Raw genomic sequence first — 23478 nt, forward strand, 5'->3', positions numbered from 1 at the left:
TGACATTCGCTGCCTAGGCAGTAACATCTCGACATACATTCTCTGCCTAGGCAGCTAATTGGTGGTCAGATGAAACATTTCACCCCAGACGCATTCCACACTTGCCATCTCGGCCTCCTGCTCGGGCGCGCGGCGCTGCTCAAGGACCGGATCATCGACACGCACATGGAACCCCACGGCATCACCGCCGCGCAGTTCAAAGTGCTGATCATCATGGCCCAGTTCGGCGTCGATACGCCGGCTGAGCTGTGCCGTCACCTGTCGCTGGACAGCGGTTCGATGACCCGCATGCTCGACCGTCTGGAACAGAAAGGCTTCCTCGCCCGCCAACGCTCCGAAGCGGATCGCCGTCAGGTTCAGTTGGTGCTGACCGAGCAAGGCCAGCAGTTGACTGACCGCCTGCCGGAGATCGGCGCCGACGCCATGAATGAACTGGCCGGCGCGATCACCCCAGAGGAATTGAAAACCCTGGAACAGATCCTGAAGAAAATCTTGGTGGCAGCCGGTGATTCGATCACCCTGCTGCGGGTAGGTGACAAATGAGCAGTAAAACCCTGCGGACCGGCCTGAGCCTGGTGCTGGCGGCCATGACCCTCGCGGGTTGCGCCAGCTACAGCGGCCTGGCCACTGAAGGCGTGAGCCTCGATGCGAAAAACCTCAAGGCCGGACAATCCCTCAGCGGTGTGACCCTGTCACCCGCGGCCTGGCCGAAAAGCGACTGGTGGAAAAGCCTCGGCGACCCACAGCTCGACGGCTTGATCCGCGAAGCCCTGCACGACAGCCCCGACATGCAAATCGCCGACGCCCGCGCTCACCAAGCCAGCGCCGCCGCCTATGCCGCCGATGCCGCACGCATGCCGACCCTCGATGCCAGTGCCGGCGTCAGCCGTTCGCGTCTGGCCCGGGATCAGGACCCAAGCGGGCAGGGTGATACCTACTCCACCGTGCGCAACATCAGTGCCAGTTTCAATTACAACTTCGACCTCTGGGGCGGTCAGCGTGATGCCTGGGAAGCAGCACTGGGTCAGGCCCGTGCTGCCGAAGTCGATCAACAAGCCGCTCAGCTGACATTGTCCGCGGACGTGGCTCGCGCTTATAGCGATCTGGGTCAGGCGCATATCGTCTATGACCTGGCCAGTGAAGACCTCAAGCGCACCAAACAAATGCTCGACCTGAGCCAGCGTCGCCTGAGCTCGGGGATCGACAGCCAGTACCAGTTCCAGCAAACCGAGAGTCTGGAAGCCACGTCCGAAGCCAGCCTGATCGACGCCGAAAAACGCCTGCAAAGCGCGAAAATCGCCTTGGCCGTCTTGCTCGGTAAAGGCCCGGATCGCGGCAACGAAATCGCCCGGCCGAAAATCCTCCAGGCCAGCGCTGTCGCGTTGCCATCGGTACTGCCGGCCGAGTTGCTCGGTCGTCGTCCAGACCTGGTGGCTGCGCGTTGGCGGGTCGAGGCGGCGAGCAAGAACATCGACGCCGGCAAAACCCAGTTCTATCCAAACTTGAACCTTAGCGCTGCGGCCGGTGCCGAATCTTTGCTGGGCGATGCGATGTTCGGTTCCGCCAGTCGCTTCTTCAATATTGCGCCGACGATCTCGGTGCCGATTTTCGACGGCGGCCGCCTGCGTGCCGACCTCGATTCCCGCGACGCCGATTACGACCTCGCGGTGGCGCAGTACAACAAAAACCTGGTGAAAGCCCTGGGTGATGTCAGCGACACCATCAACCAGTTGCGCGACATCGGCCGGCAGATCGGCGCTCAGCAGCACGCCACCGACATTGCCCAGGATTCTTACAACACCGTGGTCCAGCGTTACGGTTCCGGCATCGGGAATTACCTGGACGTGCTCAGCATCGAGCAGCAATTGCTCCAGGCCCAGCGTCAGCTGGCCAACCTGAATGCCGAGCAGATCGACCTGTCGATCCAACTGATGCAGGCGCTGGGCGGCGGCTTCCAGGGCGAAACCCTGACCGCAGCCAACGCAACCCCAGCCACGCAGCACAACTAATTCAAGGTATTTGTCATGGCTACTGCCGATACAACCCCTGCTCCAACTGATAAAGCGTCTGACAACGCTGAAGACACCAGCAATTCGCGCAAACGCAAAGTCATGCTGGTAGTGCTCGCGATCGTGGTGATCCTCGCCGGTGTCGGCGTCTGGGGTTATCACGAATTCTACGGTCGCTGGAACGAAAGCACCGACGACGCCTATGTGAACGGCAACGTGGTGGAAATCACTCCGCTGGTCACCGGCACCGTGGTCAGCATCGGTGCCGACGATGGCGACCTGGTTCATGAAGGTCAGGTGCTGATCAACTTCGACCCGAACGACGCCGAAGTCGGTCTGCAAAGTGCCCAGGCCAATCTGGCCCGCACCGTGCGTCAGGTTCGCGGCTTGTACAGCAACGTCGACGGCATGAAAGCCCAGGTCAACGCCCAACAGGCTGAAGTGCAGAAGGCTCAGGACAACTTCAATCGCCGGAAAAACCTCGCCGCGGGCGGCGCGATTTCCCAGGAAGAACTGTCCCACGCTCGAGACGATTTGACCTCGGCGCAAAACGCCCTGGCCAACGCTAAACAGCAACTGAAAACCACCAGCGCGCTGGTTGATGACACCGTGGTGTCGTCGCACCCGGACGTGATGTCCGCTGCCGCGCAATTGCGTCAGGCTTACTTGAACAACTCCCGCAGCACCTTGATTGCGCCGGTCACCGGTTACGTGGCCAAGCGCTCGGTACAACTGGGCCAACGCGTCCAGCCGGGCACCGCATTGATGGCGGTGATCCCGCTGGATCAGCTGTGGATCGACGCCAACTTCAAGGAAACCCAGCTGCGTGACATGCGCATCGGTCAACCGGTGGACATCCAGGCCGACCTCTACGGCAGCGACGTGAAGTTCAGCGGCACCATCGACAGCCTCGGCGCCGGTACCGGCAGCGCGTTTGCCCTGTTGCCTGCGCAGAACGCCACCGGTAACTGGATCAAGATCGTCCAGCGGGTGCCGGTGCGGATTCACATCAACGCCGAAGAACTGGCCAAGCACCCGTTGCGGGTCGGCCTGTCGACTCAGGTCGATGTGAACCTGCGAGACCAGAGCGGCCCGGTGCTGGCGCAACAGCCGCCGCAAAAGGCCTCGTTCAGCACCAATGTGTATGACCGTCAGTTGGCCGAGGCCGACGCGATGATCACTCAGTTGATCCATGACAACAGCGCTGCGGTCAGCAAAACCGTCCAGCGCTGACACCGACCCTGTGTGGCGAGGGGATTTATCCCCGTTCGGCTGCGAAGCAGACGCCAGCTCATTAATGCGATTGGACTTTGAAGTGCTGGGGCCGCTTCGCGACCAACGGGGATAAATCCCCTCGCCACACAAGCTCCCTCACCACAAGGCTCGCTCCCACAAGGTCGGCTGCGTCTGTAACAGGCGCCGTGCCAGCCCAGTTCCAAAGGATTCGCGATGAGCAATAACGCCTCTTTCACGCCGCCCAGCCTGATGCTCAGCACCATCGGCCTGTCGCTGGCGACCTTCATGCAGGTGCTCGACACCACCATCGCCAACGTGGCGCTGCCGACGATTTCCGGCAACCTCGGAGTGAGTTCGGAGCAGGGCACTTGGGTGATTACCTCATTCGCGGTGAGCAACGCCATCGCGCTGCCGCTGACCGGTTGGCTCAGCCGGCGCTTCGGTGAGGTGAAGCTGTTTCTCTGGGCGACGATTCTGTTCGTGCTGGCTTCGTTTCTGTGCGGTATCTCGACCTCGATGCCGGAGTTGATTGGCTTTCGGGTGCTTCAGGGGCTGGTGGCGGGTCCCCTGTACCCGATGACTCAAACACTGCTGATTGCCGTCTATCCGCCCGCCAGGCGCGGCATGGCCCTGGCATTGCTGGCGATGGTCACGGTGGTGGCGCCGATTGCCGGTCCCATCCTCGGCGGCTGGATTACCGACAGCTATAGCTGGCCGTGGATCTTCTTTATCAACGTGCCGATCGGTGTTTTCGCGGTGATGGTGGTGCGCCAGCAACTCAAGGCGCGGCCGGTGGAAACCAGCTACCAGCCGATGGATTACGTCGGTTTGATCACCCTGATCATTGGCGTCGGTGCCTTGCAGGTGATCCTCGACAAGGGTAACGACCTGGATTGGTTCGAGTCGAACTTCATCCTCATCGGCGCGGCCATTTCAGTGATAGCGCTGGCGGTGTTCGTGATCTGGGAAATGACCGACAAACACCCGGTGGTCAACCTGCGGCTGTTCGCTTACCGCAACTTCCGCATCGGCACCATCGTGCTGGTGTTGGGTTACGCCGGGTTCTTCGGGATCAACCTGATTCTGCCGCAATGGCTGCAAACCCAGATGGGTTACACGGCGACCTGGGCGGGGCTGGCGGTGGCGCCGATCGGTATTTTGCCGGTGCTGATGTCGCCGTTTGTCGGCAAATACGCACACAAATTCGACCTGCGGCTGCTGGCCGGCCTGGCGTTCCTGGCGATTGGCCTGAGCTGCTTCATGCGTGCCGGGTTTACCAACGAAGTCGACTTCCAGCACATCGCCCTGGTGCAGCTGTTCATGGGGATTGGCGTGGCGCTGTTCTTCATGCCGACCTTGAGCATTCTGATGTCGGACCTGCCACCGAGCCAGATCGCCGACGGCGCGGGCCTGGCGACGTTCCTGCGGACGTTGGGCGGCAGTTTTGCGGCGTCGCTGACCACGTGGATCTGGATACGCCGGGCCGATCAGCACCACGCCTATATGAGTGAAAGCATCAGCACCTATGAGCCGGCGACCCGGGATGCGTTGAACAGTCTGGGCGGGGCGAGCAATCCGGCGTATGCGCAGCTGGATCATGTGCTGACCAGTCAGGCGTACATGCTCTCCACCGTGGATTACTTCACGTTGCTGGGGTGGGCATTCATGGGCTTGATTGTGCTGGTGTGGCTGGCGAAACCGCCGTTTGCGGCGAAGGCAGGGCCTGCGGTCAGCGGCCACTGACCCACCGCGGTCAAATTGTAGGAGTGAGCCTGCTCGCGATAGCGGTATCACATTCAACAACTTTGTTGACTGATACACCGCTATCGCGAGCAGGCTCACTCCTACAGTGGGATTTGTGTTTGGCAGTTAGTTAGCGGGTGCTGCGAGTTGTGGCGGCGGGGCGAAGTCGAACGGCGCCAGCGCAAACCCTTGCTCATCCACCTGCAACGCCCAGCCCTGACGATCCCAATCCCCCAACACAATCCGCTTGGCCGCCTGCTCGCCAATCTGCAACTTGTGAATGGCCGGGCGATGGGTGTGCCCATGGATCAAGGTCTTCACGCCATAGGCCTGCATGATCCGCGGCACTTCTTCCGGCGTGACATCAACAATGTCATTGGCCTTCATCCGCGTCTGCGCACGGCTTTCACTGCGCAGCTTGCGCGCGAGTTTATGGCGAGTCCGCAAAGGCAAGTGCCGCAGGATGAACAGGGTGATCGGGTTTCGCAGGTAGCGACGCAGCTTCATATAAGCCTCGTCGCGGGTGCAGAGGCTGTCGCCGTGCATCAACAACACCGGCTCGCCGTAAAACTGCACGACACTCGGGTCCTTCAGCAACGTGCAGCCGGCCTGTTTGCAAAAGGCCTGGCCAAGCATGAAGTCGCGATTGCCGTGCATCAGAAAAATGGCCGTGCCGCTGTCGCTAAGATCGCGCAGGGCCTGGCAGATGGAACGCTGGAACGGCGTCATGGCATCGTCGCCAATCCACGCCTCGAAAAAGTCGCCCAGGATGTACAACGCACTCGCCGAGCGGGCGCGTCCGGCGAGCAAATCCAGAAACGCCCGGCTAATGTCCGGGCGCTCCTCTTCCAGATGCAAGTCTGAAATCAGCAGTATCACTCAATGATCTCGGCTTTCTCGATGATCACGTCTTCTGCTGGCACGTCCTGGTGGCCGGATTTCATGGTGGTGGAAACACCTTTGATCTTGTCGACCACGTCGGTGCCTGCAACGACTTTGGCGAATACCGCGTAGCCCCAGCCCTGAGTGGTCTTGGCGCTGTGGTTCAGGAAGCTGTTGTCAGCCACGTTGATGAAGAACTGGGCGGAAGCCGAATGCGGCTCCATGGTGCGTGCCATGGCAACGGTGTACTTCTCGTTCGGCAGGCCGTTGTCGGCTTCGTTCTGGATGCTTGGGCGCTTGTCTTTCTTTTCTTTCATGCCTGGTTCGAAACCGCCGCCCTGGATCATGAAGTTACCGATGACGCGGTGGAAAACAGTGTTTTCGTAGTGACCGGCTTTGACGTACTCGATGAAGTTGGCAACGGTCAGCGGTGCCTTTTCAGCGTTCAGTTCCAGGACGATGTCGCCATGGTTGGTGGTCAGTTTGACTTGGGTCATGATCGGTACTCTTGATATGAATTCGTGGGTTTAGGGGCATTACGGCCCTCAACCGGTCCGGCCAACAGCAGCCAAGATGCGCAGTTTAGCGTGACAAGCGCGAATTTCGAGGCTGTTTTTCATTTGCATCCGATTAAATGCAGCCGTTTTCGGGCCTGCTCTGTCAGCGACTTGACGGCATCGGCTATGATAAGCCCCTTTGTTTTAACCGCCGCTTTGATTTGGCCAACTGGCCGCGCACTTGTACGTTCAAGGATCCTATGAGCAAGCCCACTGTCGACCCTACCTCGAATTCCAAGACCGGCCCTGCCGTGCCGGTCAATTTCCTGCGCCCGATCATCCAGGCGGACCTGGACTCGGGTAAGCACACGCAGATCGTCACCCGTTTCCCGCCTGAGCCCAACGGCTACCTGCACATTGGTCACGCCAAGTCGATTTGTGTGAACTTCGGCCTGGCCCAGGAATTTGGCGGCGTCACGCACCTGCGTTTCGACGACACCAACCCGGCCAAGGAAGACCAGGAATACATCGACGCGATCGAAAGCGACGTCAAATGGCTGGGCTTCGAATGGTCCGGTGAAGTGCGCTACGCCTCGCAGTATTTCGACCAGTTGCACGACTGGGCCGTTGAGCTGATCAAGGCCGGCAAGGCCTACGTCGATGACTTGAGCCCTGAACAGGCCAAGGAATACCGTGGCAGCCTGACCGAGCCGGGCAAGAACAGCCCATTCCGCGATCGCTCCGTGGAAGAGAACCTGGACTGGTTCGCCCGCATGAAGGCCGGTGAATTCAAGGATGGCGCACGCGTGCTGCGGGCCAAGATCGACATGGCCTCGCCGAACATGAACCTGCGCGACCCGATCATGTATCGCATCCGTCACGCTCACCACCACCAGACCGGTGACAAGTGGTGCATCTACCCGAACTACGACTTCACCCACGGTCAGTCGGACGCCATCGAAGGCATCACCCACTCGATCTGCACCCTGGAATTCGAAAGCCATCGTCCGCTGTACGAGTGGTTCCTCGAGAACCTGCCCGTGCCGGCGCAGCCGCGTCAGTACGAATTCAGCCGTCTGAACTTGAACTACACCATCACCAGCAAGCGCAAGCTCAAGCAACTGGTCGATGAAAAGCACGTTCATGGCTGGGACGATCCGCGCATGTCCACGCTGTCCGGCTTCCGCCGCCGTGGTTACACGCCGAAATCGATCCGCAATTTCTGCGAAATGATCGGCACCAACCGTTCCGACGGCGTGGTCGACTTCGGCATGCTCGAATTCAGCATCCGTGACGACCTCGACCACAGCGCCCCGCGTGCCATGTGCGTGCTGCGTCCGCTGAAAGTCGTGATCACCAACTACCCGGAAGGCCAGGTAGAGAACCTCGAACTGGCGTGCCACCCGAAAGAAGACATGGGCATGCGCGTTCTGCCGTTCGCCCGTGAGATCTATATCGACCGTGAAGACTTCATGGAAGAGCCGCCCAAAGGCTACAAGCGCCTGGAACCTGCTGGCGAAGTGCGTCTGCGCGGCAGCTACGTGATCCGTGCCGACGAAGCGATCAAGGACGCCGATGGCAACATCGTCGAACTGCGTTGCTCGTATGACCCGGAAACCCTGGGCAAGAACCCTGAAGGCCGCAAGGTCAAAGGCGTGGTGCACTGGGTGCCGGCTGCGGCCAGCGTCGAGTGTGAAGTGCGTCTGTACGATCGCCTGTTCCGTTCGGCCAACCCTGAGAAGGCCGAAGACAGCGCCAGTTTCCTGGACAACATCAACCCTGACTCGCTGCAAGTCCTCACCGGTTGTCGTGCTGAACCCTCGCTGGGCAATGCACAGCCGGAAGACCGTTTCCAGTTCGAGCGCGAAGGTTACTTCGTCGCGGATATCAAGGACTCGAAACCAGGTGCTCCGGTATTCAACCGTACCGTGACCTTGCGTGATTCGTGGGGCCAGTGATTCAAGGAACATAAAGTGCTTACGATCTACAACACGCTCACCAAGAGCAAAGAAGTCTTCAAGCCTCTGGATGGCAACAATGTGCGCATGTACGTCTGCGGGATGACCGTGTACGACTACTGCCACATTGGCCACGGCCGCAGCATGGTCGCGTTTGACCTGGTGACCCGCTGGTTGCGGTTCAGCGGTTATAACCTGACTTATGTGCGCAACATCACCGACATTGAAGACAAGATCATCAATCGGGCCAAGGAGAACGGCGAGCCGTTCGATGTGCTGACCGAGCGCATGATCACCGCAATGCACGAGGACGAGGCGCGCCTCAATATCCTCAAGCCGGACATGGAACCGCGGGCCACCGATCACATCGCTGGCATGCAGACCATGATCCAGACCCTGATCGACAAGGGTTACGCCTACGCCCCGGGCAATGGCGACGTGTATTACCGCGTCGCCAAGTTCATGGGCTACGGCAAGCTGTCGCGCAAGAAAATCGAAGACCTGCGCATCGGCGCGCGGATCGAAGTCGACGAGTCCAAGCAGGACCCGCTGGACTTCGTGCTGTGGAAGGGCGCCAAGCCGGGCGAACCGAGCTGGCCTTCGCCTTGGGGCGACGGTCGTCCGGGCTGGCACATCGAGTGCTCGGTGATGTCCACCTGCTGCCTCGGCGAGACCTTCGACATTCATGGCGGCGGCAGCGACCTTGAGTTCCCGCACCACGAAAACGAAATCGCCCAGAGCGAAGCGGCCACCGGCAAGACCTACGCCAACGCGTGGATGCATTGCGGCATGATTCGCATCAATGGCGAGAAGATGTCCAAGTCCTTGAACAACTTCTTCACCATTCGCGACGTGCTGGAAAAGTACCACCCGGAAGTCGTGCGTTACCTGCTGGTGTCGAGCCACTACCGCAGCGCAATCAACTACTCGGAAGACAACCTCAAGGACGCCAAAGGCGCACTCGAGCGTTTCTACCACGCGTTGAAAGGCCTGCCGAGCGTCGCGCCTGCTGGCGGCGAAGCCTTCGTCGAGCGCTTCACCCAGGTGATGAACGACGACTTTGGCACGCCGGAAGCGTGTGCGGTGCTGTTCGAGATGGTTCGTGAGATCAATCGTCTGCGTGAGAGCGATCTCGATGCGGCGGCGGGTCTGGCAGCGCGCTTGAAGGAATTGGCGAGTGTGCTGGGTGTGTTGCAACTCGAAGCGGATGACTTCCTGCAGGCCGGCGCTGAAGGGCGGGTTGATGCGGCTGAGGTTGATGCGTTGATTGCCGCGCGTCTGGCGGCTCGTGCTGGTAAAGACTGGGCCGAATCCGACCGCATCCGCGACCAGCTCACCGCCATGGGCGTGGTGCTGGAAGACGGGAAGGGTGGGACGACCTGGCGATTGGCTGACTGATTGCTGCGTTCGTTACAAACAAAACCCGCCTTGTGCGGGTTTTTGTTTGGTTCAAGATCAAAAGATCGCAGCCTTCGGCAGCTCCTACAGGATTATGTTCGCCCACAATGATGCGGTTGGACGCGTACCTGTGTAGGAGCTGCCGAAGGCTGCGATCTTTTGATCTTCGCTTTTAACCTTCCAACTGGCGCAACCGCTTGTAAAGGGTATTGCGACTAACCCCAAGTCGCCGAGCCAAATGCGAAATATTCCCCCCAGCCGCCTGCAACTGCCGATTCAAGTCCTCGGCATCATTCAAATCCACCGCCAACGGCTCCGACAAATCTATCGGCTCCATCTCCAAATCAACAAAGAAATCATCCGGTAAATGCTCCGGCCGCACGGGTTGTTCCTCGGCCATGGCCAGCGCCACCTGCATCACGCTGCTGACCTGCCTTAAATTCCCCGGCCACGGGTGGCGGCCGAACAACTCCAATACCTCTCTGCTCAAACCCGCCCATTGGCTCGGTTCGCGGTGCTGTTCCCACAGACGTTTGAACAAGGCCTCTTTATCACTGCGTTCTCTTAACGGCGGCAGTTCCAGGGTCAAACCACCAATCCGGTAATACAAATCCTCGCGGAAGCGCCCCAACTGAACCTGCTCGCGCAACGAGCGGTTGGTTGCCGAAATAATCCGGATATCCACCGGGAACAACTCGCTGCTGCCTACTGGTTGCACGCAACGCTCCTGCAACACTCGCAGCAGCCGAGCCTGAGTCGGCAACGGCATATCGCCGATTTCATCAAGGAACAGGGTGCCTTTGTCGGCCTTGCGAATCAGCCCGATGCTGCCTTTCTGATTGGCACCGGTGAACGCACCTTTCTCGTAGCCGAACAGCTCGGATTCAACCAATTCGGCGGGGATGGCTGCACAGTTGACGGCAATGAAGGGTTTTTTGCTCCGAGAGCTGGCCTGATGCAGGGCTTTGACGAAGACTTCCTTGCCGACCCCGGTTTCGCCGTGGATCAACAACGGAATGTCTTTTTCCAGCAACCGCTCGGCCTGGCGCACGGCTTTTTCCACGCGGCTGTCACCGAAATGCAGGGTATTGAGGCTGATCGCGGCCGGTGTCGCCACCGTGGCTTCGACAAACAGCCGCGCCTGAATCACTGTCTGTTTCGGCCGCTTCAACAGGCACTGGAAGCGGTTGCGTCCTGAGGTTTGCAAGGCGAAGGGCAGGCCGTCCGGCTGGTTCAACAACTCCAGCAGCGAGACCTTGAACAGGCTTTCGACACTGACCCGCGACAGACTGATGCCCAGCAGATTGTCAGCCCTGCGGTTGGCAGACAGCACCTGGCCGGTTTCGTCAAAGATCAGCAGCCCGGCCCATTGACTGTCGAGGTTGTTCAGCCCGGTGTTGAAGGTCAGCTGGAAATGCTGTCCATGGAACAGGTTGAGGATCAGCCGGTTTTCCACGGTCTGACTCATCATCTTGACCATGCCGAGCGTGTGGGACGGCGGCAGGTAGCTGTCGCTGGACACATCCAGCACCGCGATGACCTTGCGTTCGGCATCGAAAATCGGTGCGGCGGAGCCGGTCATGAAACGGTTGGCCTTGAGGAAATGTTCATCGTGCTCGATGTGCACCGCCTGCTCGCAGGCCAGGGCGGTGCCGATCGCATTGGTGCCGCTGCAGCGTTCCATCCAGCTGGCACCGGCGCTGAAACCGCGGGTCAGGTTCGGCTCGATAAAACGCTGGGTGCCCCAGGACGTCAGCACTTGGCCCTGATTGTCGGCGAGCATGATCAGGCAGTTGGAGTTGCTGAGGATGTTCTCGTAATACGGCAGGACTTCCTGGTGAGTGGTTTGCACCAGTGAGTGCTGGCTCTCCAGCAATTGCGCAATACCCTCGGCCGGCAACTGATCAAACGCCGGTGCGCTCTGATGATTGAGGCCGAACGCGCGGCATCGGGACCAGGAGTCCTGGATGATGGCGTCGTGGGAGAGCGGCAAGGCGGGTGCGGCCATGGCAGTCGATCTCTGAGCAAGCTTTTATTGTTTTTATGGAATTTCTGCCCACCCACGATCCCCCGTAGGAGCTGCCGTAGGCTGCGATCTTTTGATTTTAAGCGTCTGAACATACGCCGAAGATCAAAAGATCGCAGCCTTCGGCAGCTCCTACAGTGACCGCGTACATCGAGGCGGGCCAAGCAAAAGCATCCGTAGAGTGTTGTTCACTATTGTTCATTGTCAACCGCCGGGTTGTTCAATTGTTCAGTCGCGGTTGTTCATTTCTGTTCAGCAACGAACGCAGTTTTTCTTCCATTTTCAGGATTTTCAAGCCGGATCAACGGCTTGCAATTTCTGGCACGAATGTCGCTCTGTAGCTCCGGTCGCTTGACTCCAATAATAAAAAGGCCGAGCCATGTCATTAACCCTGGAGCACGTCAGCCGCACCGTCGAGGGCCAGACCTGGATCGACGATGCGTGCCTTAGTTTCGAAGCCGGATCCTTCAACGTTTTGCTCGGGCGCACGCTGTCCGGCAAAACCAGTCTCATGCGCCTGATGGCCGGTCTGGACAAGCCCGACAGCGGCCGCATCCTGATGAACGGCGTCGACGTCACCCAGCGCCCGGTGCGTTTGCGCAATGTGTCGATGGTCTATCAGCAGTTCATCAACTACCCGACCATGACGGTGTTCGAGAACATCGCCTCGCCCTTGCGCCAGGGCGGTGTGTCCAATGAGCTGATCCAGAGCAAAGTGCTGGAAACCGCCAAGATGCTGCGCATCGAGAAATTCCTCCAGCGCCATCCGCTTGAACTCTCCGGTGGTCAGCAACAGCGCACGGCGATGGCCCGGGCGCTGGTCAAGGATGCCGAGCTGATTCTGTTCGACGAACCGCTGGTGAACCTCGACTACAAACTGCGCGAAGAACTGCGTCAGGAAATGCGCGAGCTGTTCAAGGCTCGCCACACCATCGCCATCTACGCCACCACCGAACCCAACGAAGCCCTGGCGTTGGGCGGCACCACCACCATTCTTCACGAAGGCCGGGTGATTCAGAGCGGCAAGTCTTCCGAGGTTTATCACCAGCCGCAAACCGTGCTGGCGGCAGAGCTGTTCTCCGAGCCGCCGATCAACCTGATGCCGGGGCGTATCGCCGGCAATGAAGTCAGCTTCGCCAATTTCGTGCACTTCCCGCTCAACGTCGATTTGCGGCCGGTGGGCGAGGGCGAGTTCCGCTTTGGCGTACGGCCCAGCCATATTTCGCTGGTGCCGAGCAACGATGATGACCTGGAACTGGCAGTGACCGTCGAGGTGGCCGAGATCAGCGGGTCGGAAACCTTCCTGCACGTGCGCAACGAACATTTCCTGCTGGTGCTGCACTTGCCGGGCGTCCACGAATACGACGTCGATGCGCCGATTCGCATCTATATCCCGACCCATAAACTGTTTGTCTTCGATACACAGGGGCGGCTGGTCCAGGCGCCCGGTCGCCGTATCGCGAGGGTTGCCTGATGGCCGAAATCCGCTTGCAGCACCTTGCCCACAGTTACACCCGCACGCCGACCGGCCCCGAGGATTACGCGATTCGCGAAATGGATCACGTCTGGGAGCAGGGCGGTGCCTATGCCTTGCTCGGGCCTTCGGGCTGCGGCAAGTCGACCTTGCTCAACATCATTTCCGGATTGCTCAGTCCGTCCCAGGGCCAGGTGCTGTTCGACAGCAAAGTGGTCAACGACCTGACCCCCGAGAAGCGCAACATCGCCCAGGTTTTCCAGTTTCCGGTGGTCTACGACACCATGACGGTGTTCGACAACCTGGCCTTCCCGCTGCGTAATCAGGGCATGGCCGAGGCGAAAATTCACAGCAAGGTGCAGGAAATCGCCGAAGTACTCGATCTCCAGGCACTGCTGAGCAAGAAGGCGCGCAACCTCACCGCCGATGAAAAACAGAAAGTTTCCATGGGCCGCGGGCTGGTGCGCGATGACGTGTCGGCGATCCTCTTCGATGAGCCGCTAACGGTGATTGACCCGCACCTGAAGTGGAAGCTGCGGCGCAAGCTCAAGCAGATCCACGAGCAGTTCAACATCACCATGGTCTACGTCACCCACGATCAACTGGAGGCCTCGACCTTTGCCGACAAGATCGCGGTGATGTACGGCGGGCAGATTGTGCAATTCGGTACGCCGCGAGAACTGTTCGAGCGGCCGAGCCACACCTTTGTCGGCTATTTCATCGGCAGTCCGGGGATGAACCTGATCGAGGTTCAGCCGCAGCCAGGCGGTGTCGGTTTCGCCTCGACTCATTTGCCACTTTCCGATCCTCAACAGAAACGCATCGCCGAGTCCGAGTGGAAAACCCTGAAAGTCGGTATCCGTCCGGAGTTCGTGCACGTGTGGGACGAGCCGTTTGATGAGGCGATGCAGGCACAGGTCGTACACGTCGAAGACCTTGGCACCTACAAGATCATGACCCTGAACCTCGACGGCGCCCCTTTGAAAGTGCGCTTGGCCGAAGACAAGCCAGTGCCTGAGGGAACCGCCTACATCAGCTTCCCGGCTCAATGGTTGATGGTGTATGCCGACGAATATCTCTTGGAGACGTAGCCATGAACAAGGTGCAGAACAACAAGGCCTGGTGGCTGGTGTTGCCGGTGTTTTTGCTGGTGGCGTTCAGTGCGGTGATCCCGATGATGACGGTGGTCAACTACTCGGTGCAGGACATCTTCGACCAGTCCAGCCGCTACTTCGTCGGCGCCGACTGGTACAAGCAAGTGCTGCTCGATCCGCGCCTGCATGACTCATTACTGCGCCAGTTCATCTACTCCGGCTGTGTGCTGCTGATCGAAATCCCGCTGGGCATCGCCATCGCCCTGACCATGCCGACCAAGGGTCGCTGGTCGTCGCTGGTGCTGATCATTCTGGCGATTCCATTGCTGATTCCGTGGAACGTGGTCGGCACCATCTGGCAGATCTTCGGTCGGGCGGACATTGGTCTGCTCGGCGCCAGCCTCAAGGCCATGGGTCTGAACTACAACTATGCGGCCAACACCATGGACGCCTGGGTCACGGTGCTGGTGATGGACGTCTGGCACTGGACGTCGTTGGTGGCGCTGTTGTGTTTCTCGGGGCTGCGGGCAATTCCGGACGTGTATTACCAGGCGGCACGGATTGATCGGGCATCGGCCTGGGCGGTTTTCCGACACATCCAGTTGCCCAAGCTCAAGAGCGTATTGCTGATCGCGGTGATGCTGCGGTTCATGGACAGTTTCATGATCTACACCGAGCCGTTTGTGCTGACCGGTGGCGGTCCGGGGAATGCCACGACTTTCTTGAGTCAGACCCTGACGCAAATGGCGATCGGGCAGTTCGACCTCGGCCCGGCGGCGGCTTTCTCGCTGGTGTACTTCCTGATCATCTTGTTGGTGTCCTGGCTGTTCTATACGGCCATGACTCACTCTGACGCCAACCGCTGAGGTCTGCCATGAGCAAGCGTCTTACCCCTATGAAAAAAGTGATTCCACTGCTGATTTACATCCTGTTCCTGCTGGTGCCGATCTACTGGCTGCTGAACATGTCCTTCAAGAGCAACACCGAAATCCTCAGCGGCCTAACGTTGTTTCCGCAGGATTTCACCTTCGCCAACTACAAGGTGATCTTCACCGATCCGGCCTGGTACACCGGTTACCTCAACTCGCTGTACTACGTGAGCCTGAACACGGTGATTTCGCTGAGCGTGGCATTGCCGGCGGCGTATGCGTTCTCGCGCTATCGGTTCCTCGGTGACAAGCACCTGTTTTTCTGGCTGTTGACCAACCGTATGGCGCCGCCGGCGGTGTTCCTGTTGCCGTTCTTCCAGCTGTATTCCTCGATCGGTTTGTTCGACACCCACATCGCGGTGGCACTGGCTCATTGCCTGTTTAACGTGCCGTTGGCGGTGTGGATCCTCGAAGGTTTCATGTCCGGGGTGCCCAAGGAAATCGACGAAACCGCCTACATCGACGGCTACAGTTTTCCCAAGTTCTTCGTGAAGATTTTCGTTCCGCTGATTGGTTCCGGGATCGGTGTGACGGCGTTTTTCTGCTTCATGTTTTCCTGGGTCGAGCTGCTGCTGGCGCGAACCCTGACGTCGGTCAACGCTAAACCGATTGCAGCGGTGATGACGCGCACGGTCTCGGCGTCAGGCATCGACTGGGGCGTACTGGCGGCGGCGGGGGTGTTGACCATTCTGCCGGGCATGCTGGTGATCTGGTTTGTTCGCAACCACGTGGCCAAGGGCTTTGCCCTGGGCCGGGTCTGAGGAGCTGATGATGGAATGGATGAGTTGGACCGGCCCTACGGCGGCATTCTTCAGCGTCATTGCCTTGATCCTGGTGGGCATGACGACCTGGGAACTGCGTTCGCCGAGCATTCTTCGGCGTGGTTTGTTGCCGATTGCCACCACCCGTGGCGATCGGTTGTTTATCGGTCTTCTCGGCAGCGCCTACCTGCATTTGCTGGTAATCGGCGTCACCGACTGGAGCATCTGGGTTGCGTTCGCGTTGTCCCTGGTGTGGCTGTTGGCTGTGATGCGTTGGGGCTAGTCGAATCGCTCGGCAAAGTTGCTCCGAAACCCTAAAAGGAGGTCTCTATGTTCGACAAAAACAATAAGCTGCGACATAGCGTTTCATTGGCAGCCATGCTGGCGCTCAGCGGGTTGAGCGCTGCGGCCTGGGCCGATGCCTATGAAGACGCGGCCAAGAAATGGATTGGCAGCGAATTCAAACCGTCCACCCTGACCGAAGCCCAGCAGCTCGAAGAGCTGAAGTGGTTCATCAAGGCGTCCGAGCCGTTTCGCGGGATGAGCATCAAGGTGGTCTCGGAAACCATCGCGACCCACGAATATGAATCCAAAACGCTGGCCAAAGCCTTTACCGAGATCACCGGGATCAAGCTGACCCACGACTTGCTGCAGGAAGGCGACGTGGTGGAAAAGCTGCAGACCCAGATGCAATCGGACAAGAACATCTATGACGGCTGGGTCAATGACTCTGACCTGATCGGCACGCACTTTCGCTACGGCAAAACCGAATCGATCACCGACCTGATGGCCAACGAAGGCAAGGCCTACACCTCGCCGACCCTGGACATCAAAGACTTCATCGGCATCTCGTTCACCACCGCGCCGGACGGCAAGATCTATCAGTTGCCCGACCAGCAGTTCGCCAACCTCTACTGGTTCCGCGCCGACTGGTTCGAACGGCCAGAGCTGAAAGCCAAGTTCAAGGAAAAGTACGGCTACGAATTGGGCGTGCCGGTGAACTGGTCGGCCTATGAAGACATCGCCAAGTTCTTCAGCGAAGACGTCAAGGAAATCGACGGCAAGCGAATCTACGGGCACATGGACTACGGCAAGAAAGACCCGTCCCTGGGCTGGCGCTTTACCGATGCCTGGTTCTCCATGGCCGGTGCTGGCGACAAGGGCATTCCCAACGGCTTGCCGGTGGACGAGTGGGGCATCCGCGTCGAGGACTGCCATCCGGTCGGCTCCAGTGTGACCCGCGGTGGCGACACCAACGGCCCGGCGGCGGTCTATGCAACCACCAAATACGTCGACTGGCTGAAGAAATATGCGCCACCGGAAGCGGCGGGCATGACCTTCTCCGAATCCGGTCCGGTGCCGTCCCAGGGCAACATCGCCCAGCAGATCTTCTGGTACACCGCGTTTACCGACGACATGACCAAACCGGGCTTGCCGGTGATGAACGCCGACGGCACGCCGAAATGGCGCATGGCACCGTCGCCGCGCGGGCCGTACTGGGAGGAGGGCATGAAACTCGGGTATCAGGACGTGGGCTCCTGGACTTTCATGAAGTCCACGCCTGAGAAGCAAAAACTCGCGGCCTGGCTGTACGCGCAGTTCGTGACCTCGAAAACCGTATCCCTGAAGAAAACCATCGTCGGCCTGACGCCGATCCGCGAGTCGGACATCAACTCGCAAGCCATGACCGACCTGGCACCGAAACTCGGTGGTCTGGTCGAGTTCTATCGCAGCCCGGCCCGTGTGCAATGGACCCCGACCGGGACCAACGTGCCGGACTATCCGCGCTTGGCGCAACTGTGGTGGAGCCACATCGCCGAAGCCGCCAGCGGCGAGAAAACCCCGCAACAGGCGCTGGATGGTTTGGCCAAGGATCAGGACGCGATCATGACCCGTCTGGAACGCTCGAAGGCGCAAGCCACCTGCGCACCGAAAATGAACCCCGAGCGCGACGCGCAGTACTGGTTGGACCAACCGGGTGCACCGAAGCCGAAACTGGCGAACGAGAAGCCTAAAGGTGAAACCGTGAGCTATGCCGAACTGCTGAAATCGTGGGAGGCGGCGCGTAAGTAACGTCTGAGCTGTGAAACGCAAACGGCACCGAGAGGTGCCGTTTTCTTTGGCGCCTGATCCATTGCAATCGCGAGCAGGCTCACTCCCACAATGAGCCGCGGTGTTCACAGCATTTGTGACTGGCACAGCTCTTGTAGGAGTGAGCCTGCTCGCGATTGCAGTGTGTCAGGCAACAAGGGTGTTGACTGACCAGGCGCCTTCGCGAGCAAGCTCGCTCCCACAGGTTTCAGTGGTGTTTGCAAACCCGATCACTGTGGGAGCCGGGCTTGCCCGCGAAGGGCCGGCCCGGACATTGGAGGTCTGGAGCCTGACACCTCAGTGCGCCACCCCCTCAACCGCAGGAAATCCCAACCTGAACACCGTCATCGCCCCCGGCAAGCTCTTCACCTCGGCCACCCCCTGATGCAGGCTCATGATCGACCGCACAATCGCCAACCCCAGCCCGGTGCTGCCCTGTGAACGCGAGCGGCTGCTGTCGACCCGGTAGAACCGATCAAACAGGTGCGGCAGATGCTGTGCCTCAATCCCCGCGCCAGGGTTGCTGACCAGCAACGAAACCTGGGTCGCGCCCCGCTCAATCAGCAGCGTCACGGTTTTCCCGACCGGGCAGTGGCGCAGCGCGTTGGACAGCAAATTCGAGATCGCCCGTTGAATCATCAACCGGTCACCCATCACCCGCGCACTGCCGACCACGTTCAGATGGATCTGCTTGTCCTGCGCCGACAGGGAAAACATCTCGGCGACTTTCCAGGCTTCTTCTTCCAGGGCAACCGACTCGAACGGCGCGAGCGCCGACGGGTGACTGACCTGTGCCAGAAACAGCATGTCCGAGACAATCCGCGCCACGCGCTCCAGCTCTTCAGTGCAGCAAACCAGCACATCCTTGTACTCATCCACGCTGCGCTCGCGGGACAACGTCACCTGTGCCTTGCCCATCAAATTGTTGATCGGCGTACGCAGCTCATGCGCCAAATCATCAGAGAACTGCGACAGCTGCTGCACACCGGCGTCGAGGCGGTGCAGCATGAAGTTGATGCCCTGCGCCAGTTCGCTCAGCTCCTGGGGCATGTTCACCACCGACAGCCGATGATCCAGATCCTGGGTCGAGACCATCGCCGCCACTTTGCGAAATTCGCGCATCGGCGCCAGACCGCGCTGGACCGCGCCCCAGGCACTCAGTCCGATAAAGATCAGCAGCAACGGCAAGGCAATCAGGGTCGAGCGCAGGTAGGCGCTGAGCAAGGCCTCATCGTGAGCGTTGTCCATCGACAACAGCACCGGGACGCGGGTGCCGTCCTTGAGGCTGATCAGCCTGGACGCCGTGAGGAATTTCGCCCCCTTGGCGTCAGTGCTGGTGGTGTATGTCAACTCGTCGCTGACTGCCCGCACCGCCTTCAATTCAAGTCGCGGATCGGCCATGCCGGTGCCGGATTTGAGCAGTGGTGTGCGCAGGTTGCTGTGGTCGTAAATCGTTAGCGTGAGGTTGTCATGCCCCATGACCTGATCAAGCAGGATGTGCGGTTTCGTCCTGATTTCGCCGGTGTAGGTGTACAGCGACAGGCTGTGTTCAACCTGCTCCATCTTCTTTTCCAGACTGTCCCTGGATAACGCGTTCAGCTCATGGGTCAGGGCGAAATACGCCAGGATCGCCAGGAACACCACCAGCAGCGCGCCGAGAATACTGACCGTCAGCCCCAGCCGCATCGACAGGCTGGCCGGCTTCATTCCCGCGACTCCAGCACGTAGCCGACACCGCGCAGGGTATGGATCAACTTGTTGTCGAACGGGTCATCGATCTTCGCCCGCAAACGCCTGATCGACACTTCGACCACGTTGGTGTCGCAGTCGAAGTTCATGTCCCACACCAGCGAAATGATCTGGGTACGGGTCAGCACTTCGCCGGACTGGCGCATCAACAGATGCAGCAGGGCGAACTCCTTGGTGGTCAGGTCGATGCGCTGTTCGCCACGAAACGCACGATGACGGCCAGGGTCGAGTTCCAGGTCGGCGACTTTCAGTACCTGCGGCACCGGGATGTGCTCGCTGCGGCGCATCAAAGTGCGCACCCGTGCCAGCAATTCCGGAAACTCGAACGGCTTGAGCAGATAATCGTCGGCGCCCAGATCGAGGCCACGAATCTTGTCAGCCAGGCGACCGCGCGCGGTGAGCATCATCACCCGGGTGGAGTGAGTGCGCCGCAGTTGTTCCAGCACTCCCCAGCCGTCCAGTTCCGGCAGGTTCACATCCAGAATGATCAGGTCATAAACCTGTTGTTGCGCCAGATGCAATCCATCCGCGCCATTGGCAGCGTGGTCAACGATATAACCACTTTCCGTCAGTCCCTGATGTAAGTATTCGGCAGCTTTAAGCTCGTCCTCGACGACAAGGATTCGCATGATCAATCACCACTTTCATTGAATGGATATTTAATTAAGGTGGCCGGGAAAGTTGTTGTTTTTGTAAGGGCTTCCGGGCGGGTTTGAATAACAAACAACTATTTCCCTACAGCGTTTTCTCCGTTTGCAGGCGTGCAAGGTAAAGGCTGTAGTGACTACAGAGTCAACCGATAACTCGGTGTTGAGGCTTTAAAACCGCAGTCTGCGACAGCCTGTCGCAGCGGGCGGGAACAAAAATCCATCTGCCTCATGAGAGCTGAATTGAAACAAGTACTGTTCAGCGGATGACGGCACATCATTTGTTTCTATGTATTGCTAGTTAGGTGTTTGCACTTTGCATGCTAGAGCAAAACAACTTGGCGCAACCGTGGATAACGGATTTGTAATGTTTCAGTCACCTTGTCGATAAGTTCAAAACCCTACCGTGGCGGCATCGAAGATTCTTGATTAAAGGAAGTACTCCATTGCCCGGTTTAAGAGAACTGACGGCGCGGTCACGCCTGAAAAAAACTGCGTGGGTGGTCATGGTCAGCGGCGGTTTGTTGCTGGTCGGCGTGCCTCTTGCGAATGCATCGACCCTGACCCTCGATCAGGCCCTGCAAACCGCATTCGCCGGCAACCCGGATCTGGCAGCGGCGCAATGGGAAATCGGCATCGCCGAAGGTGACCGCCAGCAGGCCGGTCTGATCCCCAACCCCGAAGTGTCGTGGGAAGCCGAGGACACCCGCCGCGATTCGCGCACCACCACAGTGATGCTCAGCCAGCCGATTGAACTGGGCGGCAAGCGCGGCGCGCGGATCGATGTCGCCAGCCGCGCCCAAGACGCCGCCGGGATCGAACTGGAGCGCAAGCGCAATGCCTTGCGCGCCGATGTGATTCAGGCGTTCAACAGCGCCCAGACCGCGCAACAACGCTTGCAGTTGTCCCGCCAGTCGCTGCAACTCGCCGAACACGGTTTGCGCGTCGCACAAGGACGCATCGAGGCGGGCAAGTCGTCGCCGGTCGAAGGCACCCGTGCGCAAGTGCAACGCTCCGAAGTGCGCCTGGAACTGAGCCGCGCCGACCGCGATCAGGCCAACGCCTATCAGCAATTGGCGCAGGTCATGGGCTCACCGTTGCCAACCTCGACCACCGTGCAAGCGGCCACGCAAAGCCTGCCGACCGTGCCACCGCCGCCCCGATTGCTTGAGCGCCTGAATGAGACCGCCGAATTGCGTCTGGCCAAATTGCAGATCGATCAGCGCGAAGCCTCATTGGGTCTGGAAAAGTCGCAGCGCATTCCCGACCTGACCGTGAGCATTGGCAGCCAATACAGCGAAACCGAGCGCGAGCGTGTCAACGTGGTCGGGTTATCGATGCCGATTCCGCTGTTCAACCGCAATCAGGGCAACGTGCTGGCGGCTGCGCGCCGCAGCGATCAGGCACGGGATCTGCGCAACGCCACTGAGCTGCGTTTGCGCACGGAAATCCAGACCACCCTTGAGCAATGGCAGACCGCCAACGGCGAAGTCGAAGCGTTCAACCAGACCATCCTGCCCGCCGCGCAAAGTGCGGTCGACAGCGCCACGCGCGGCTTCGAAATGGGCAAGTTCGGATTCCTCGACGTGCTCGACGCCCAGCGCACCCTGATCAGCGCCCGCAGCCAATACATCCAGGCCGTCAGCGAGGCGACGGATGCGCGAGTACGCATCGAACGCATCTTCGGCGACCTCACCGTCAGCCCTTGAATTTCATCTTTTAGATCACTGCGCGATGACATGGCGCAGAGGAGTTTCCATGGAAAAAAAACTGATCGTAGTTGCTGCGGCGACGTTGGCGCTGGGCATTGGTATTGGCTCGATGTGGCCGGGCAATGCGTCCATCGACGCTCACGCCGATGAAGCGGCGGAACACGCCGATCATGCTGAAGAAGGCGCTGCAGCCGACGGCGAACATACAGAAGAAGGGCACTTGAAGTTGAGCACCGAACAGATCACAGCGGCGGGCATTCAATTGGCCGAAGCGCGGGCGCAGAACATCAGCCTCGGCTTGCCGTTCCCCGGTGAAGTGCGCTTTGACGAAGACCGTACCGCGCACGTGGTGCCGCGCGTCCCCGGCGTGGTCGAGTCGGTGTCGGTCAATCTCGGGCAGTGGGTGAAGAAGGACCAGTTGCTGGCGGTGATCGCCAGTCAGCAGATCTCCGATCAGCGCAGCGAACAGGCTGCCGCACAGCGTCGCCTGACCTTGGCGCGCACCACCTACGAACGCGAGAAAAAACTTTGGCAGGACAAGATCTCCGCCGAGCAGGATTTCCTTCAGGCACGTCAAGCATTGGAAGAAGCCGAAATTGCCCTGACCAATGCCCGGCAAAAAATCAGCGTACTCAGCGGCAGCGTGGTCGCCACCGGCGGCAATCGCTACGAATTGCGCGCGCCGTTCGACGGCGTGGTGGTGGAAAAACATCTGACGCCGGGGGAGGTGGTCGATGAAACCACGGCGGCGTTTACGCTCTCCGACCTGTCGCGGGTGTGGGTGACGTTCGGCGTTTCGCCCAAGGATCTGAACAAGGTGCAAGTGGGCAAACCGGTCACCGTCAGCGCCCCGGAACTCAATGCCGAAGTCGCCGGCACCGTCGCCTACGTCGGCAGTTTGCTCGGTGAACAGACCCGCACTGCAACTGTCCGCGTGACCCTGGAAAATCCACAAGGCTCGTGGCGCCCCGGTCTGTTCGTCACCGCGCTGGTTGCTACCGACAGTCGCCAAGCCAAGGTCGCCGTACCTGAAATCGCGATCCAGACCGTCGAGGACAAACCCACGGTATTCGTGCGCACCGACGACGGCTTCAAGGCGCAGTCGGTGGAACTGGGCAGTCGCGCGGCCGGTTTGGTGGAAGTCACCCAAGGGCTGGAACCGGGCGTGCAAGTCGCCAGTGCCGGTAGCTTCGTCCTCAAATCGGAATTGGGCAAAGCCTCGGCCGAGCACTCTCATTGAAGAAGCACGCTGAAGGCTCCCACTGATCCGTC

19 protein-coding genes are annotated in these 23478 nt (G+C 59.6%); 14 read left to right on the forward strand and 5 right to left on the reverse strand.

Annotated features, from left to right (window positions below):
• Window positions 1–69 precede the first annotated feature (69 nt).
• From ACA059_RS10720 to ACA059_RS10735, 4 genes are all read left to right on the forward strand, one after another.
• Complete coding sequence (locus tag ACA059_RS10720) at window positions 70–543, forward strand: MarR family winged helix-turn-helix transcriptional regulator (protein WP_134422670.1); 474 nt, start codon at window positions 70–72, stop codon at window positions 541–543.
• Entirely contained in the window at window positions 540–2009 is a 1470-nt protein-coding gene (locus tag ACA059_RS10725; protein ID WP_497633757.1) for an efflux transporter outer membrane subunit, read from the forward strand. Before ACA059_RS10720 ends, ACA059_RS10725 begins: the two co-directional genes overlap by 4 nt.
• Window positions 2010–2024: 15 nt before the next feature.
• Entirely contained in the window at window positions 2025–3242 is a 1218-nt protein-coding gene (locus tag ACA059_RS10730; protein ID WP_497633758.1) for an HlyD family secretion protein, read from the forward strand.
• A 216-nt stretch (window positions 3243–3458) separates the two neighbouring features.
• On the forward strand, window positions 3459–4988 hold the full coding sequence (locus ACA059_RS10735; RefSeq protein ID WP_497633759.1) for a DHA2 family efflux MFS transporter permease subunit: 1530 nt from the start codon (window positions 3459–3461) through the stop codon (window positions 4986–4988).
• Between the two features lie 126 nt (window positions 4989–5114).
• On the opposite strand, the gene lpxH is transcribed toward ACA059_RS10735, so the two are convergent.
• Together lpxH and ACA059_RS10745 are read right to left on the reverse strand one after the other, a co-directional pair.
• A complete protein-coding gene (gene lpxH, locus ACA059_RS10740; protein ID WP_497633760.1) occupies window positions 5115–5867 on the reverse strand; it encodes a UDP-2,3-diacylglucosamine diphosphatase in 753 nt (250 codons plus the stop codon).
• Window positions 5864–6367 (reverse strand): peptidylprolyl isomerase, encoded by a 504-nt coding sequence (locus tag ACA059_RS10745; protein ID WP_128869400.1) that lies wholly within the window; start codon window positions 6365–6367, stop codon window positions 5864–5866. The genes lpxH and ACA059_RS10745 overlap by 4 nt, the downstream gene beginning before the upstream one ends.
• Window positions 6368–6627: 260 nt before the next feature.
• Between ACA059_RS10745 and ACA059_RS10750 the strand changes: the two genes are divergently transcribed.
• Both ACA059_RS10750 and cysS read left to right on the forward strand, forming a co-directional pair.
• A complete protein-coding gene (locus tag ACA059_RS10750; protein ID WP_497633761.1) occupies window positions 6628–8325 on the forward strand; it encodes a glutamine--tRNA ligase/YqeY domain fusion protein in 1698 nt (565 codons plus the stop codon).
• 15 nt (window positions 8326–8340) lie between these two features.
• Complete coding sequence (gene cysS / locus ACA059_RS10755; RefSeq protein ID WP_475269212.1) at window positions 8341–9723, forward strand: cysteine--tRNA ligase; 1383 nt, start codon at window positions 8341–8343, stop codon at window positions 9721–9723.
• A gap of 172 nt (window positions 9724–9895) precedes the next feature.
• On the opposite strand, the gene ACA059_RS10760 is transcribed toward cysS, so the two are convergent.
• Entirely contained in the window at window positions 9896–11731 is a 1836-nt protein-coding gene (locus ACA059_RS10760) for a sigma-54-dependent Fis family transcriptional regulator (RefSeq protein WP_497633762.1), read from the reverse strand.
• A 397-nt stretch (window positions 11732–12128) separates the two neighbouring features.
• Between ACA059_RS10760 and ACA059_RS10765 the strand changes: the two genes are divergently transcribed.
• From ACA059_RS10765 to ACA059_RS10790, 6 genes are read left to right on the forward strand one after another with little or no spacing between them, the layout of a single operon-like run.
• Window positions 12129–13223, forward strand: coding sequence for an ABC transporter ATP-binding protein (locus ACA059_RS10765; protein ID WP_415757106.1), 1095 nt, complete (start codon window positions 12129–12131; stop codon window positions 13221–13223).
• Window positions 13223–14314, forward strand: coding sequence for an ABC transporter ATP-binding protein (locus ACA059_RS10770; RefSeq protein WP_497633763.1), 1092 nt, complete (start codon window positions 13223–13225; stop codon window positions 14312–14314). The genes ACA059_RS10765 and ACA059_RS10770 overlap by 1 nt, the downstream gene beginning before the upstream one ends.
• A 2-nt stretch (window positions 14315–14316) precedes the next feature.
• The gene (locus tag ACA059_RS10775) at window positions 14317–15183 is read left to right on the forward strand and encodes a carbohydrate ABC transporter permease (protein WP_129436920.1); all 867 of its coding nucleotides are present in this window, start codon (window positions 14317–14319) and stop codon (window positions 15181–15183) included.
• A gap of 29 nt (window positions 15184–15212) precedes the next feature.
• On the forward strand, window positions 15213–16007 hold the full coding sequence (locus tag ACA059_RS10780; protein WP_415760795.1) for a carbohydrate ABC transporter permease: 795 nt from the start codon (window positions 15213–15215) through the stop codon (window positions 16005–16007).
• A 10-nt stretch (window positions 16008–16017) separates the two neighbouring features.
• Entirely contained in the window at window positions 16018–16290 is a 273-nt protein-coding gene (locus ACA059_RS10785) for a DUF2160 domain-containing protein (protein WP_008146061.1), read from the forward strand.
• A gap of 47 nt (window positions 16291–16337) precedes the next feature.
• Complete coding sequence (locus ACA059_RS10790) at window positions 16338–18080, forward strand: ABC transporter substrate-binding protein (protein ID WP_497633764.1); 1743 nt, start codon at window positions 16338–16340, stop codon at window positions 18078–18080.
• A 315-nt stretch (window positions 18081–18395) separates the two neighbouring features.
• On the opposite strand, the gene ACA059_RS10795 is transcribed toward ACA059_RS10790, so the two are convergent.
• Window positions 18396–19805 (reverse strand): heavy metal sensor histidine kinase, encoded by a 1410-nt coding sequence (locus tag ACA059_RS10795; RefSeq protein ID WP_497633765.1) that lies wholly within the window; start codon window positions 19803–19805, stop codon window positions 18396–18398.
• Complete coding sequence (locus ACA059_RS10800) at window positions 19802–20476, reverse strand: heavy metal response regulator transcription factor (protein WP_497633766.1); 675 nt, start codon at window positions 20474–20476, stop codon at window positions 19802–19804. Before ACA059_RS10800 ends, ACA059_RS10795 begins: the two co-directional genes overlap by 4 nt.
• Window positions 20477–20940: 464 nt before the next feature.
• Here ACA059_RS10800 and ACA059_RS10805 point away from each other — a divergent pair, with 464 nt between their 5' ends.
• Both ACA059_RS10805 and ACA059_RS10810 read left to right on the forward strand, forming a co-directional pair.
• Window positions 20941–22203, forward strand: coding sequence for a TolC family protein (locus ACA059_RS10805; RefSeq protein ID WP_497633767.1), 1263 nt, complete (start codon window positions 20941–20943; stop codon window positions 22201–22203).
• A gap of 49 nt (window positions 22204–22252) precedes the next feature.
• Window positions 22253–23446 (forward strand): efflux RND transporter periplasmic adaptor subunit, encoded by a 1194-nt coding sequence (locus ACA059_RS10810; protein WP_497633768.1) that lies wholly within the window; start codon window positions 22253–22255, stop codon window positions 23444–23446.
• Window positions 23447–23478: the final 32 nt, after the last annotated feature.

Source organism: Pseudomonas sp. LBUM1647 (genome assembly GCF_059716175.1).